We start from the raw sequence: 14,458 nt of genomic DNA, 5'->3' as shown, positions 1-14,458 counted from the left end.
ATCCCCTCCCCCTGAGAGCCGCAGATCACGAGCTCTTCGGCTCGTCCCACGGGTACACCGGCGCGGGGCGCTCCACGCGCCGTGCCTTGGCGGCGGCCGCCAACTCCAGGATGCGGTCGTGCTCCACCTTCTTCTTGTCCAGATACGCCTGCTTCGCGCGGTCGCGCATGTCGTCGGTGATCGGCGCGCCGCAGGCCGGGCACGCATCGTCGAGCAAGTTGATGGCACCGCCGCAGACGGCGCAGATGCCGTGCTTGTCGTAACACTTGCCGCAGCGCGAGCAATCGGTGCACGCGAACGTCATGACCCACCATCTCCTAACGCGTTTGCGAGAACATGCGATCGCCGGCGCAACGATCACGTTGCACCGGCGACGAAAAGGTGGCGGGCCCGCCCGCGGGGGACGGACGGGCTCGCCGGAGAACGTAACGCTATCGGTACAGCGCCAGATGGCCTTCGGTGGTGTCGGCCAACTGCTTCATTTCCTCGAGCTCGCCGACATGCAGGGCCTTCGAGATGCAGATGGCCGCGCACGGCGCGTTGCCCTCCTCCTTCTCCAGGCAGTTCGCGCACTTGTCCAAGCGGTACGCGTACGGCGACATGAACATCTCGTGGCGGCCGTCCACCACGTCGGGCTTGCCCAGGAAGCAGCGCATGTACGTTTCCGTGACGGGCAGCTGGTAGTAATCCTGACACGCGAGCTGGCAAGCGGAGCAGCCCACGCAATAGTCGAGCTCAACGAGCACGCCAATTTTCTTAGCCATGGTTCATCCTTTCGTTATTAACGCAACAGGTCCATCAAAGTCAGCGAGGGTTTCCGTGGCGCCCGAGATCGTGGGGAGGGCGAGGGTGAAGCGTACTTCGGTACGCGAACCCTCGCACTCGCCGCGAGATTGGGCGCCACGGGAAGCCGCAGCGTCGACCCGTTCCGGCGGCCGTCAGGCCGACGGAACCAAACTATTCGGTGAACTTCGAAATCTTGCACAGGCTGCTGCGCATGGGGGCGGCGCCGAACCCGGGGTCGGATCCGTCGGCCGTGGTCAGCACGTTCGGGTTGGCTTCGTTCCAGCTGTAGCCGGGCAGGTTGAGCTCCTTGCACGCGTGCTTGTAGTTCGGGCGGCACATGCTCACGGCACCCTTGATAACGCCCTTGGATATGCGGGCCTTGGCCTTGATCTTGCCGCGCAGGCTCTCCACCCACAGCCACTCGCCCTCGGAGATCTGGCGCTCACGCGCGTCTTCCTCGTTGAGCTCGATGTAGGGCCACGGCTCCAGGATGCGCTGGTGGGCGATGTTCGTCCAAGCGGAGTGGTAGAACGCGTAGTCGCGGGCGCCGGTGGTCAGGCACAGGTCGTATTCCTTGTACAGATCGGGCGTGGAATAGGGGCTTTCGAACGGCTCGTTGTAGCTGGGCAGCGGGGAATCGTAACCGTAGGAGGGCATCTGCTCGGAATACACCTCGATGCGCATGGTGGGCGTCTGGAACTTCACAAGGCCCTTCTCATGCTGCCGCGTCGTGCGATTCTCGCCGCCGTACTCGATGAAGTAGCCCTGCTTCGCCGCCACCTCGTAGTCGGTGATGGGCTCCTTGCCGTTGGGAATGAGATGGAACTCGTTCAGGCGCCACAGCTGCATCTCCTCGGAGCTGTCCCACGGCCAGAGCTCGGGGTCGAAGCGCTTGCCCAGGTTGCGCATGAAGTCCCAGTCGTCCCACGACTCGCCGGGGGCCTTCACGGCCTTCTGCGGGATGTTGAACGGGCACGGCTCGGGGTAGAGCTCCTCGTCGAAGTTGCCCACGCGCTCGGACCAGTGCGCGGCCGGCAGCACGATGTCGGCCAACTCGGCGCCCGGCGTCATGAAGTAGTCCATGTTCACGTTGAGCTCCAGCACGTCGGACAGCAGCGCCTCGTGGATCTTCGTGGCGTTCTCGAAGCAGCCCAGCGGGTCGTTGGCCACGGAGATCATGACCTTGACGGGCCACGGCTCGCCGGTGAGCATGGCGTCCCACACGTCGTTGGGAATGTTGGCGTTGCCGTACACCTGCGTGTACATGGGGTGCTTGTCGTAGCCCAGGCGCAGCTTGGGGGGCACGCGGTCGTACGCGGTGATCTTCGGATCGAGCATGAACTCCCAGAACGTGTTGAAGTAGATGCCGCCCTTGTCGTCCAGCGGCGGGTTCAGCAGAAGCTGCAGGATGGTGATGGCGCGGCCGGACTGCAGCGCGTTCGACGTCATCATGCAGGCGCCCAGGTAGGCGGTCAGAAGCGACGGCTTGTCGTCGGTGGGGTTCGTGATGATCTCGAACATCTCCAGGATCTTCTCCACCGGGGTCCACGTGACGGCCGAAACCTTCTCGGGCGTCCAAACGGCCACCTCGTCCTTGTAGGTTTCCAAAGCGGTCTTGCACGTTTTCTTGCTGCCGTCCTTGAGCTCGACCTCGAACGCGCCCATGAGCGTGGGCTTCACGCCGTCGCGGTCGAAGCTCTCGCTCTCGGGACGCCAGATGGCGATGCCGCCGGCGTTCTTGTCCCACACCACGTAATGCTCGTCGGAGCCGTCCTCCACCAGGTCGGACTCGCGCAGCATCATGCGGGCCTCGTTGTCCACGAGGAACGGGGCGTTCGTCCAGGTGGTGAGCATCTCCTCGGCGGCCAGGAACTTGCCGCTCTGGAACATGAGGTTGGTCAGGCCGAGCGCCAGCGCGCCGTCGGTGCCGGGGCGCACGGGAACCCACAGGTCGGCCTTCGCGGCGATGTCGCGGAACACGGGGTCCACCACCACGACGCGCGAGCCGTTGCGCTTGGCGTCCATGATGCGCAGGCCGCTGTACTGGCGCGAGCGGATGGGGTTCGTGCCCCACATGACGATGGAGCCGGCGTTGCGGTAGTCGCACGCCTCGTGCGGATGGAACATGCGGCCGTAGGTAACATGCGTCTGGGCCAGGTTCGGCAGCAGGCACACGTGCGTCGGCCACACCTTGCCGCCGCCGTTCCACGTGTTGTTCAGGCGGTCGAGAAAGTGGTTCGAGCCGCGGCCCGTGCCCTGCGAGATGATGACCGACTGCGGGCCGTACTCGTCGATGGTCTCGCGGATCTTCTTCTCGATGATGTCGAGGGCCTCATCCCAGGTGATGCGCTCCCACTTGCCTTCACCGCGCTTGCCGGCGCGCTTCATGGGGTACTTGAGGCGGTCGGGATGCGCGTGGATCTCCTGCGCGGAGAACGCCTTGACGCACAGGATGCCGTCGTTCACCGGGTTGTTCGGATCGCCCTCGACGCGCACGATCTCGTCGTTGTCGTTGACCGTGAGAATGACGCCGCACTTGGAATGGCAGTCGAAACAGACGGTCCTGACTTTCTTCTCCATGATGTACCTCCGTTTTCATCTCTCTCGTCGCTTCGCAGGCAGGGCCGTGCGAAGAAAACCTTGCGTGGCGCCGTGCCCTGCGCCCGAGGGCGTTCCCCTCTCGTCAACGGGCGCAGCGCGCGGCAGGAAACGCGGCTAGAACTTCTTGTCCTTCGTTTCGGGACCGAACAGGAACACCAGCAAGCCGGGAACGATGACCATGGCGGCGGCTATGTACATGGTCACGTACACGCCGAAGCTGGTCATGACGCCCGCCAGCACGATGGGGCCGACGATGGAGCCCATGCGCCCCCACGAGGTGGCCAGGCCGTTGCCCGTGGTGCGGATGCTGGTTTCGTACAACTCGGGCGTGTACAGCGCCAACATCATGGCGTTCAGGTACTTGCCGAACTGGTAGAGCACGCCGGTGACCAGCAGCATGACGAGCGTGGTGGACGCGCCGTAGGCGATGCCGAAGATGGACGTGCACAAACCGGCGATGAGGAACGTCTTTTTACGCCCGAACTTCTTGGCGGACCAGCTGGTGAAGAACCAGGCCGGGATGCCGCCCAGAATACCGATGGTCACGAAGCCGGTGGACTGCACCACGTCGAAGCCCTTCTCGATGAGGATGGTGGTGAGCCAGGTGGTGAGGCCGTAATCACTGAACATCGAGATGAACCAGATGAAGAAGCACAGCACGGTGACCTTGAGGTACTTGGAGCTGAACAGATCCTTGAACGACGCCTTGACGTTCGTGCGCTCGATGGTCTCGACGGGAGGCAGCTCCTTGTGCCGGGCGATGGCCTCTTTCTCGAACTTCGTGCAGATGGCGTCGGCCTCCTCGTAACGGCCCTTGGCCTCCAGCCACAGCGGCGACTCGGGGCATATCTTGATGATGCCGATGATGAACAGCGCAGGCAGGGCCTCGGCCAGGTACACGCCGCGCCAGTCGAAGTGCGGCAGGATGAGCACGGTGAGCACGCCCGCCACGGCGAAGCCGACCGGCGTCATGAGCTGGTAGAGCGTCATGAACCGGGGGCGGTCCTTGCCCGACACGATCTCGCTCAGATAGCTGAGCGCGACCGGGAACTGGGCGCCCAGGCCAAGGCCCAGGATGAAGCGCATGGTGAACAGGTAGTAGATGTTGGGCGAGAACACGAGCGCGAAGCCCGCGCACCCCCAGATGAGCATCGAGACGATGATGGTCTTCTTGCGGCCCACCTTGTCGGCGATACGGCCTGCGGCGATGGCGCCGAAGAACATGCCCAGGAAGCAGATGGACGAGTAGTACCCGCCCGTCGTGGCGTCCATGCCGAAGTACTCGCGGATGGTCGGCATTAGGAAGCTGGTGCCGCCCAGATCGATGGTCTCGGCGAACCAGCCCATGAGCACGAAGAAGATGATAAGCGCCGTATGCGGCGATGTCGGGATGCGATTCATGCGATCGGCTATCGAGACATGCCTCTCCCCTTTGGCTGCAGGCGGCGCAGCACCCCCGGCGGCAACGGCATCTGCCATACGATCAACCTCCTCTAGTTTTGATTTCCCCTTGCCGCATCGGCAGGTGCGATGCGGCCGAATTGGAGCGGTTGCGTGCGTCCCCCCTTTCCCGCTCGTTCCGCGTCAACCTTGTTCGCACAAGATACGCGGCGCGGAAGCGGCGGTCGATCAATGGCTCGTTGCGGCGGTTAAACGAATTGAGAAGGGGCGAAAAAAGCATGCGAAAGGCTATGACCTCGGTAAACGAGGCCGTGATTCTCCTGTTGCCGTTGTAGGGGCGCTCTCCTGAGCGCCCGCTCGCGCAAAGCGCGAGAACGCGAGCCGCGGTCGCTTTCCGGCTGCGCCGGAACGGGCGCTCAGGAGAGCGCCCCTACGGGCAACCGGGAAGATCTTCTACACCAGCTCGTACGTGTCGAGGTACCGTGGCTGCAGGCTTTTCTCGGCAACCGTCTTCTTGATGTAGTTCACCACCGCCTCCACATGCGGACGTGCGCGGTTCTCCGGCGTGGCCAGCAAACCGAACTCCGTGCTGAAGAATCCTTCGGTGGGCACCGTGACCACCCGGTCGGGCAGCGTGCGCAAGCCCTCGACGAGCTTGGGCGCGAAGCCCACGGCCTGATGCTCCAAGATCTGCACGAAGATGATCGCCCCGGCGTTCGTCACCGTCTTCACGTTGTCTTCCAAGATGTAGTCGTCGAGCGCGTCACCTAGCACGGTATCCTTGTAGCGGGCGACCGGGAAGGGATCGACGTCGCGAGGGCGCACGGCCTCCTGCTTGGCCAGCGGCGAGAACGACGACACCATGGCCACAAGCGGCGAGGTGAACAGCGGTTCGTACACCATGCCGTCGTTCTCGACGAGCTCGTCGATATAGCTGCGGTACTTCTCCGTCATGGGCAGCGAGATGATGCCGAACGACTCTTCGCTATCGCGCGACACGATATGCGGCACGATGCGGTAGATGTTCGACTCGTTGAGCTTCACCTCGAACGGGAACTGCCCGGGACGCTGCAGGCTCAGCAGCGCGATAAGGTACTGCGACACGCACGACGTCACCGTTATGCGCACGATGCCCTTCGCCGGCTTCATGTCGGCCAGCTTGTACTCGGTCAAAGAACCGCGTGCCTCGTCGTACAGCTCGACGATGGCGTCGATGCGGCGGCTGAGCTCCTCGCCGGCGGGCGTGAGCGCGATCATGTTGTTCCGATAGGTCATGAGCGTGACGCCGAAGTCTTTCTCAAGCTGGTGCAATGCCCGGCTGAGCCCCTGCGGCGTCATGAAATAGTGCGCGGCTGTTTTAGAGATCGACAGTGTTCGTGAGAAATCTTTGAAATAGTACAGGTACTCGATATGCATTGCGACCACACCTTCTCGTCTTCCCCAGAAACGTATGTGTGTAGCGCTCGAACGCGATGACCGCGGATAGTCTCCCCAGTCTACCCGACGGTCATCACGCTCGCAATTCCTTGACAGAGGGCGTCAGATTAACGATTCCCCCTCCCTCGTTGCCCCCTTAAGCGCCTGGGGTGGGCGGCTTCGGCTGCGGCGGCGTCGCAGGAGCCCCGGGCACTTGAGTAGCGCCGGGCATGGTGGGCACCGTGGGAGCATCGGGCCCCGGCAGCGGCTCCTTGCAGAACGGGCACGTAACCGGACGGAAGTTCGGCGAAACGATTTTCTTACCGCAGGCTGGGCAAATGAGTGGACCCGACGTGGTATCCGGCGGTCTGAAGCACATGGCAATCCCCTTTCCCCCTCGCGCATCAGCGTCGAGGAATGTCGTTCGGCTTTTTCACTATAGGAAAACGCCGCCCGGGGGACAAACAACGAACGATCTAACTCCCATCAACCGTTTGTTGCGCGGGAAGCAAGGCGCAGGACGTTGCGAAGGGCGATTTTGTCATCGATTTGTCAACTACTCCAAAGCCGGCGCAGGAGGCAACGCGCCGACAAAGGGCGGGCGGAGGCAACCCGAAGATGTCGCCCTAATGCTCGCGCAATGCGCCGTTCTTCAGCACGAGGGTGACCTTCGTGCCCACGCCCAGCTCGCTTTCCACTTCCATGCGCGTGCCCGACCCGAAATAGCCGCAAATGCGATCGTGGACGTTCTTCACGGCGATGCCGCAACCCGTGGACGACTCGGGATGCAGGATGTTCTGGCGCGCCTCCTCCGTCATGCCCACGCCGTCGTCCGCCACGCGCACCACGACGTCGTCGCCGTCCACCACGCCCGTCACGCCGATGGTGAGCTTGCCTTCCGAGGGCATGGCGTGGCGCACGGCGTTCTCAACCAGAGGCTGGATGAGGAAGGGCGGCACCATCATGTCGTCGACAGCCGGCTCGATGTCCACCTCCATGGCCACGCGATCCTCGCCGAAGCGCGCGATCTCGAACGTGAAGTAGCGCTTCGTCTGCTCCATCTCGCGCGCGAACAGGATAAGATCGGCCGAGTCTTCCAGCGTGCGGCGGTAGAACACGGCGAACTCGCGCAGCAGCACGCGCGCCTTTTCGGGGTTCGTGCGGATGAGCGAGGCGATGGTGTTGATGGTGTTGAATAGGAAGTGGGGGTTGATCTGGCTTTGCAGCGCCTTCAGTTCCATGCTGGTGGCGAGCTTCGTCTGCTCTTCCAGCGCCGACGCCGCCATCTGGGTGGACAGCAGCCGACCGAAGCCCTCGGCGATGGACTTCTGCGTCTCGCTGATATGGCGCGCGCGGCGATAGTAGAACTTGAGCGTTCCCTCCACGGTGTGCCCCACCACGAGCGGCACGATGATGGCGGCCTTGATGGTGGACGATCCAGACGGGAAGCCTATCTCCTCGGGCGTGAACAGGATGCGTCCGCGGCCGTCGGCGAGCGTGGCGTGCGTGGCGTGTGTGCGGATGACGCTGCCGGAGGGGTTGTCCGCCTCCTCGTAGCCGGCGTACCCCAGAATGTGGTCCTTGTCGGTCACGGCCACGGCGATGGCGGCCGTCGACGGCAACAGCAGCTGGCAGATGCGCTGGGCGGCCTTCTCGGTCATGCCCTCCTTCATGCAATCGAGCGTCTGGCTGGCCAGACGCAGCATGGCATCGGATTGACGCGCGCGCACCGAATCGGGATCCATGATCAAGCGAATGACGATGACCAGGGAAAACGTGAACACGATGCCGGCGACGATGAGCACGCCGATGCTGCGGTAAGGCGAGATGGACGACCATATGAGCACGAGGCCGGACAGCACCGTGATGGTGAACATGCCCATTTCCAGCGTGAAGAAGCGGGGCAGCGCGGGCTTGGCCTCCGTCGCGTCCTGTTGGACCTGTTGCAAGACGAACCTCCTCGTCGAGGGTGAGGGCACCATCCTACCAGCAACCGGCGCGATATGCACCCCCTAGTTGGCTTCGCCGAAGGCACCGCGCTTTCCCGCACGCATCGTCGGCGAGGGCATGCCGCCTCTAGCCCAAAACCCCCATCTCGTTCAACGCGAGCACGGCGGCGGCCACGATGAGGAAGCCGCCGAAGATGAAGCGCAGCGTGCGCTCGGGCACGAGGCGCACGAGGCGCGCGCCGATGACGGCGCCGGGGATGGAGCCGATGGCCACGGCGATACCGGCCAGATAGTCGATGTTGCCCAGCAGCCCCTGCTCGATGGTGCCGGGGATGGCGAGGAGCATGACGGCGATGAGCGACGTGCCGGACGCCTGCTTCATGGATATGCCCACAAGCGAGAGCATGAGCGGCACCATGATGAACCCGCCGCCGACGCCCACATACCCCGAGGCCAAGCCCGCGCCCAACCCGATAGCCGCCCCGATGAGCAACTGCTTGCGCGTGAGCTTGGTGGACGCAGCGTCCGACGCGTTACTCGAAGAAGCCGCAGCGTCGGCCGGTTCCGACGGCCGAGAGGCCGGCGGAACCGCGGAAGGCTTCATCTTCCACGCCTTAAGCAGCATATTCACGGCGGAGTAGCCTATGATGAGCGCAGCGGCCAGCATGACCATCCATGCAGGCGAGATCGTCGAAAGCCACACGCCGATGGGCGAGGTGCAGGCACCGCCCAGGCCCGCGGCCACGCCGAGCGACGGCACGCACGTTTTGTGCCTCACATGCGATACCGCGCCCGAGATCGACGTGGGGATGATGGTGAACAGCGAGGTGGCCGTCGACATGATAGGGCTCATGCCGAACGCCAACCGAAATATCGGTACCATAACCGTGCCGCCGCCGATGCCCAGCATGCCCGACAAAATGCCGATGCCGATGCCCACGATGGCGGGTATTACGAAAGAGGTGAAGATGTCCATGGACGCGCCTGCCAGTTCCTTACCAGATCAACGATATGCACGCGTCTCAGTGTAGCGGAACCGGCAGCACGCGCACGTCAGAGGCACGTCAATTCCGCGAACGTCAGACTTGCGTTGCCCGCGTGCCTATTCGGCGATGTTGAGACGGATCTCGCTCGTCACGCCGGGATCGATGCCCGCCGACGCCGCCCCGGCCGCGATGGCCTGGCGAGGAGCGTCCATGCCGGCCTGACGTTGAGCCGCCGACTTCACCAACGCCGTGCGCAGGATCTGGTCGTTCTCCATGCGAGCCATGAGCTCGGGCCACACGAATTGGAACTCGAAGTACTTGGAGCAGTTGCGCTGGGCGTACGTGGTGGCCTCGCCCGTGGCGGCCCTCGCGGCCTTGCGGTAGGCCTTCTTGTCCGGTCGTGCCAGGCTGCGCAGAAACGCCGTCAGGCGGATGCGCCGCGTGATGCCGGGTTCGAGGAACGGCCCCGGATACGGCTCGAGCGAGGAAGGCTTCACCTGCAGAAGATCGATCTGCGTGCGGCTGTACTCCATCTTGCGGAACTCGTAGAGCCAGCGGAAGATGTCTTGGCGGAAGCGCGTGCCCTCGCTCTCGGTCTCGGGCGGCAAGTGGCGCAGGCTCCACTGGTTGTCGAGCCAGATGTCCGATCCGTACATACGCAGGTCGAGCATGTAGTCCAGGTCCTCGCCGCGCGCGATCCACGGGTCGAACGACAGGCGTTTGAACGCCTCTTTGTGCAGCGCGAGGCAACCGCCGCACACGTGGTTCGAGCGAGACAGGCGCGGGCCGCGCATGGCCTTGGCCATCATCTTGTTGAACGCCTTGCCCTGCTGCCAGAAATGGTTGTACCACTTGTCCTGGCTCTTCGAGAAATACGTGCCCTCGGAGTTGAAGTAGAAGCCGGTCTTGGCCAAGATGGGGATGCCCTTCTTCGTGAGCTTTCCCAGTCCGTACATGGCCTTCTGCAAAAAGTCGGCGTCGTCCACGACCTCGTCGTCGTCGAGGAACACCACGGAATCGAAGCCGAGCGTGTTCGCCACCACCAGACCCAGGTTGCGGATGGCTCCGTATCCCGACAGGCCGATCTCCTTCGACAGCTTGCCCAAGCCCAGCTGCTCCATGCGCTGCTGGATAAGCCCGAGTTCGGGCGCCCCGACCACGGCCACGTTGAGCGACGGGTACTGGGACACCTGCGTCTGGACCTTCTCGGCCGCCTGGTTCTCGATGGAGGGCTCGCTGACCACGAGCACGACGATCTGCCCGATGCCGCGCACCTTTTGCAACGAGTGCAGCAAACGAGGCAGCTCGCCCGGAGCCGAGATGGGGGTGGCGTGATCGTAGGTGGTGAGCACGCTGCCGCCTTCCTTGCGGCGACGGGCAGAGACGAAAGTCGGTATGACGATAACCGGGTTCATGCGTTTCCTTCGGGGTCGGCGAGCCGACGGCGTCGCCTGTGCGTCCGCCGTCAAAACTGATTCATTGTACCGCGCCGACCGCGTTTTGGCCCAGCTCCCGTCTGATTACACCGAATATGCGAAGGGAACACGCGCAGGTCAGCCTTGGGACGCTTTCGTCGGTTGCTTCACCACGCCGAAGCGCTTGAGCGCCGTGAGCAACGGCAGGCCCAACACGTACATGACCAGCGCCTCGCCGAGGCCGGTGGCAACCAAGCCGAACAGGTACATGGGAATGTACGCCCCGTCGAGCGCGATGCTGGTGAACGGGATGGTGTAGAAGCCCAAGCCCTGCAGCAAAAGCGGAAGGTAAGCCGGCACGATGACCGCGTTCGCGACAACCGGGCCGAGCAGCGCGAGCTTCGGGCGCTTGCGCATCTTCCAGCACCACAGCGCGCCGAGGAGCGTGGCCAGGCTGCCGAACACCACATCGAGCAGGCCCAACGCGCCCGTGCCGTTCACGGCCAACGCGATGAGGTTCGCCACGATGCAGCCCACCGTGAGCCCCGGCACGGCCGCCGGCGTGAGCACGGCCAGCACGCACACGGCTTCGGAAATGCGGAATTGCACCGGTCCCCACGCCAGGCCCTGCAGCAGCAGAAGCGCGATGAGCGTGGCGGCGGCGTACACGGCCGCGATCATGCCCGCTTGGGCGACGTACGACGATCTTCCCTTGTTCATGGGGTGCTCCTTGTCTCCACACGGCCTATCGGCCGCGGGCTTTGGGCAACGAATAAACCGCGAGTGCAGGGCCCAACGATGCAAACACGGGGCAACGACCGAACGGAACGCGAGATTTCCCCCGAACGAAGCCGTTGCGAAGTATAGCACGAGTACGCCGGACAACGTTCTCTTATGTTCGGCACCGCCTCGCCGAAACAGCAAGAAGCCGGGTTCTTGATCGAGAGCCCGGCTTCGATTTCATGTTTGGCGGAGTGAGAAGGTTAACGGCGCTTGCCAGCGTACGTCACGTCATCGCGAGCGTTCTCCCATGAGGGCAGCTTGAAAACGCGGAATCCATCGCCTTGCAAGCGGTCCAGCTCTCCATAGAACGCTTCGCCGTAGGTGATGGCGTCGCACGGACAGCTTCGCACGCAGTACGGGTTCTCGCCCCGCGCAACAAGCGGAGCGCACTTGGTGCAGTCACCGCCCCACACCGGCAGCCACGACATAGTCAGATTCGGCCACACTCCCGCCGGACGATCGATACCGTCGCCGTTGCCCAGCGTACGAACCGTTTGGTAGTAAACATCGTCATCGAGCTGGTTGCCCACCTTGCAGGAAAGCGAGCACGTCCAGCATCCTATGCAGCGGTCAAGGTTGACCAGGATGTTCGTATCAGCCATTGTCGGCCTCCTAACCTTCGTATTTGCGCACGGCGCACGCGCAATCCCACAATGTGTCGAACGAACCGCTGACGAGCGACAGGGCCCCTGCGAAGAAGCTACCCACACCGTCGTTCTGCACGACATCCTTCCACCAGAATTCGCCCAGTTCGCCCGTTTCGGCGAAGCCTCCGTTTTCGGTCAACAACTCGGCGTACGTTCCCACTTCGTAATGTTTGCGACGCCAGCCGAACCACGCATGCACCATGCCGGGCTGTACGGACTCGTCTAGGCGCACCTTGGCAACCATGTGCCCACGATCGTTGTAAGCTTCGATCTTGTCGCCGTCCACGAAACCCTCGCGGTGCGCGTCCGCAGGATTCATGCGAATGGCGGGTTCGCCGCCGGACAACTCGCGCATCACGGGATCGTCGGTGAACATCGACTGCATGAAGAACCTCTGGCGTCCCGTGAAGAACTGGTAGGGGTGTTTCTCGTTCGGCTCGATCATCGGTGCCTCGAACGGTGGGAAGTACTTCGAAAAGCCGTAGCCGATCTCATCGAGCCGCTCATTGAACACTTCGGCGCGGGCCGATTGCGTGGGGAACACCATGTTGCAAAGCATGAACATATCGAGCGGCGGCAGATCCTCGGGAACCACCTTTATCATCTTTTCCTCTTCGAGGCGCTCCATGGTCAGCTTGGGGTCGAGCGCGTCGAACGGGGGCATTGCCTGAGACGAGTCGATGCGCAGACGGAGATAGTCTTCCTCGGTCATGTCGAAGTACTCCTCCAGACCCAGGCGTTTTCCCAGTTCGCGGTACAACCACGCTGGAGGCTTCTGCTCGTGAGGAGGCTCGATAGCGGGCTCTTGCAGCACGATATGGCCGTAATTCGCCGCGTACACGATATCCTTGCGCTCGTAGGGCATGCAATCGGGCAGCACGTAGTCGGCGTACTCGCCGGTATCGGTCATCCACACGTCGATGTCCACCACCAGCTCCATCTTGGGAAGCGTGTCGTCGACCCATCGACCGCGGTTCGAATAATTGTGCAGAGGGTTGCCCGATGCGAAGATGATGGCCTTGATCGGATACGGGTCTTCCGTTTTCACCTGCTTGAAGAACTCTCGGTTGGCGACGAACTTCGCCTTGTTAACGCCGTCGGGATGGATAAGCGGCTCGTCGTTGAAGGTGATGGGCGAGCTGGAGGGAAGGAACTCGCTCGTCACGCCGCCGCCTTCCACGCCGATGTTGCCCGTCAGGAGGCCCAGCAAGTACATGGCACGGTAGCTCTCGCCTTGGTTCTGATAACGCAGGCCGAGCGCACCGACGATATAGGCGCGATGAGCATGCGCGTACTCGTCGGTCAACCTCTCGATGCTCTCTGCGGGCAGCTTGGTCAGCTCGGCTGCGTACTCGACCGTGTACTGGGCCAAGTGGCGCTTTAGAGCGTCGAACGCCGTCTCGCACTCCTCACCGTTCACCGTGAAGTCACCCGAAAGGGCGGGCGTCGCATCGATCTCCTTGCAGCCCGGCTCCGTGGCGACGGCAGCCCCCTTGTCCTCGTCCCAAACGAAGTATCCGCCCGCCTCGGTGCGAAGCAACGTGCCGGAGGCCTTCGACATGAGCATGGGCAGGTTGGTGTGTTCGACCAGATATGCCGCGTCGTACCAGCCGTTCTGCACGATGACGTTCGCCATGCACAGAGCAAGTGCAGGGTCGGAGCCGGCGCGCACGGGCAGAAACCAATCGGCCATGCCCGCCGTGCCGTCGAAGATGAGGCCGATATCGACGATCTTCGCACCGGCGTTCTGAGCATCGACGAGGCTGCGCGCGATACGCATCTGGTTTTCCACGGGATTGGCACCCCACACGATGATGTAGTCGGACGACCTGAACACGCGCGGGTCGCAGTAGAAGCACAAAGCGGGCATGCCGAACGTGTATTGGCATGCGTACAGCGGGCCGTTGTCCAGTCCCATCGAGCAGATGGGGTCGGTTGCTCCCCACGTCGATTGCAGACGAACCGGGAGGACGTTGCCCAAGCCCATGCTGGGCGGAATGCTGGCGGAAAGGCTCCAGATGGCCACCGATTCCGGTCCGTACGTGTCGCGGATCTCCAGCATCTTGGCGGCTATCTCGTCGAGCGCCTGATCCCAGCTGATGCGCTCCCACTTGCCGCTACCGCGTTCCCCCACGCGCTTGAGCGGCCATTTCAGACGATCGGGATTGTAGGGCTGACGGCACCCCATGATGCCCTTCTGGCATATGAAGCCCTCGTCGGCAGAACTGCCGCAGTAATCAACCTGCTCGGAGCGCACGATCTTCCCGTCCTTCACGAACGTTTTTATCGCGCAGTACTCGTGGTCACCCCATCCAGGGCAGGACGTGTAGACGAAGGACTCTTCCGAACCGCTCATGTTCCTTCTCCTCTCTTTCGGCACTGCTGTGTCGATGGAGCATCGAGCAAACCCTTGTAAAGCGCCGGACTGCACGTGCGCCATCCCTGCAGCCCCCATGGTAAAATGTCCTTAGTAC

11 protein-coding genes are annotated in these 14,458 nt (G+C 63.0%); all 11 read right to left on the bottom strand.

Annotated elements, in window-relative coordinates:
* Positions 1-25 precede the first annotated feature (25 nt).
* The 11 genes from C1878_RS16500 to C1878_RS00340 all read right to left on the bottom strand — a co-directional run bounded on the left by C1878_RS16500 (position 26) and on the right by C1878_RS00340 (position 14,340).
* Complete coding sequence (locus C1878_RS16500) at positions 26-304, bottom strand: hypothetical protein (protein WP_158539635.1); 279 nt, start codon at positions 302-304, stop codon at positions 26-28.
* 127 nt (positions 305-431) lie between these two features.
* Positions 432-764 (bottom strand): hypothetical protein, encoded by a 333-nt coding sequence (locus C1878_RS00390; protein WP_080144108.1) that lies wholly within the window; start codon positions 762-764, stop codon positions 432-434.
* 193 nt (positions 765-957) lie between these two features.
* On the bottom strand, positions 958-3,366 hold the full coding sequence (locus C1878_RS00380; protein WP_114599747.1) for a molybdopterin-dependent oxidoreductase: 2,409 nt from the start codon (positions 3,364-3,366) through the stop codon (positions 958-960).
* Positions 3,367-3,501: 135 nt separating this feature from the next.
* The gene (locus C1878_RS00375; protein ID WP_114599746.1) at positions 3,502-4,866 is read right to left on the bottom strand and encodes an MFS transporter; all 1,365 of its coding nucleotides are present in this window, start codon (positions 4,864-4,866) and stop codon (positions 3,502-3,504) included.
* Positions 4,867-5,241: 375 nt separating this feature from the next.
* Positions 5,242-6,204, bottom strand: coding sequence for a LysR family transcriptional regulator (locus C1878_RS00370; RefSeq protein ID WP_114599745.1), 963 nt, complete (start codon positions 6,202-6,204; stop codon positions 5,242-5,244).
* A gap of 626 nt (positions 6,205-6,830) precedes the next feature.
* Positions 6,831-8,186: a histidine kinase gene (locus C1878_RS00365; RefSeq protein ID WP_114599744.1), complete on the bottom strand. Its 1,356-nt coding sequence runs from the start codon at positions 8,184-8,186 to the stop codon at positions 6,831-6,833.
* Positions 8,187-8,280: 94 nt separating this feature from the next.
* Positions 8,281-9,129, bottom strand: coding sequence for a sulfite exporter TauE/SafE family protein (locus C1878_RS00360; RefSeq protein WP_114599743.1), 849 nt, complete (start codon positions 9,127-9,129; stop codon positions 8,281-8,283).
* 126 nt (positions 9,130-9,255) lie between these two features.
* Positions 9,256-10,554 carry a hypothetical protein gene (locus C1878_RS00355; RefSeq protein ID WP_114599742.1) on the bottom strand — a complete coding sequence of 433 codons (1,299 nt, stop codon included), beginning with the start codon at positions 10,552-10,554 and terminating at the stop codon, positions 9,256-9,258.
* A gap of 138 nt (positions 10,555-10,692) precedes the next feature.
* Complete coding sequence (locus tag C1878_RS00350) at positions 10,693-11,274, bottom strand: QueT transporter family protein (protein WP_114599741.1); 582 nt, start codon at positions 11,272-11,274, stop codon at positions 10,693-10,695.
* Between the two features lie 263 nt (positions 11,275-11,537).
* Positions 11,538-11,939, bottom strand: coding sequence for a hypothetical protein (locus C1878_RS00345; RefSeq protein WP_114599740.1), 402 nt, complete (start codon positions 11,937-11,939; stop codon positions 11,538-11,540).
* 10 nt (positions 11,940-11,949) lie between these two features.
* The gene (locus C1878_RS00340) at positions 11,950-14,340 is read right to left on the bottom strand and encodes a molybdopterin-dependent oxidoreductase (RefSeq protein WP_158539634.1); all 2,391 of its coding nucleotides are present in this window, start codon (positions 14,338-14,340) and stop codon (positions 11,950-11,952) included.
* Positions 14,341-14,458 lie beyond the last annotated feature (118 nt).

Source organism: Gordonibacter sp. 28C, from assembly GCF_003339845.1.
Taxonomy (GTDB): Bacteria; Actinomycetota; Coriobacteriia; order Coriobacteriales; family Eggerthellaceae; genus Gordonibacter.
Note: the sequence above shows the minus strand (reverse complement) of the source record. Positions and strands in the feature narration are given on the sequence as shown.

Bases quoted from the DNA above. Each gene is read 5' to 3' on its own strand.
- C1878_RS16500 (WP_158539635.1), bottom strand. From the start codon at position 304: ATGACGTTCGCGTGCACCGATTGCTCGCGCTGCGGCAAGTGTTACGAC.
- C1878_RS00390 (WP_080144108.1), bottom strand. From the start codon at position 764: ATGGCTAAGAAAATTGGCGTGCTCGTTGAGCTCGACTATTGCGTGGGC.
- C1878_RS00380 (WP_114599747.1), bottom strand. From the start codon at position 3,366: ATGGAGAAGAAAGTCAGGACCGTCTGTTTCGACTGCCATTCCAAGTGC.
- C1878_RS00375 (WP_114599746.1), bottom strand. From the start codon at position 4,866: ATGGCAGATGCCGTTGCCGCCGGGGGTGCTGCGCCGCCTGCAGCCAAA.
- C1878_RS00370 (WP_114599745.1), bottom strand. From the start codon at position 6,204: ATGCATATCGAGTACCTGTACTATTTCAAAGATTTCTCACGAACACTG.
- C1878_RS00365 (WP_114599744.1), bottom strand. From the start codon at position 8,186: ATGGTGCCCTCACCCTCGACGAGGAGGTTCGTCTTGCAACAGGTCCAA.
- C1878_RS00360 (WP_114599743.1), bottom strand. From the start codon at position 9,129: ATGGACATCTTCACCTCTTTCGTAATACCCGCCATCGTGGGCATCGGC.
- C1878_RS00355 (WP_114599742.1), bottom strand. From the start codon at position 10,554: ATGAACCCGGTTATCGTCATACCGACTTTCGTCTCTGCCCGTCGCCGC.
- C1878_RS00350 (WP_114599741.1), bottom strand. From the start codon at position 11,274: ATGAACAAGGGAAGATCGTCGTACGTCGCCCAAGCGGGCATGATCGCG.
- C1878_RS00345 (WP_114599740.1), bottom strand. From the start codon at position 11,939: ATGGCTGATACGAACATCCTGGTCAACCTTGACCGCTGCATAGGATGC.
- C1878_RS00340 (WP_158539634.1), bottom strand. From the start codon at position 14,340: ATGAGCGGTTCGGAAGAGTCCTTCGTCTACACGTCCTGCCCTGGATGG.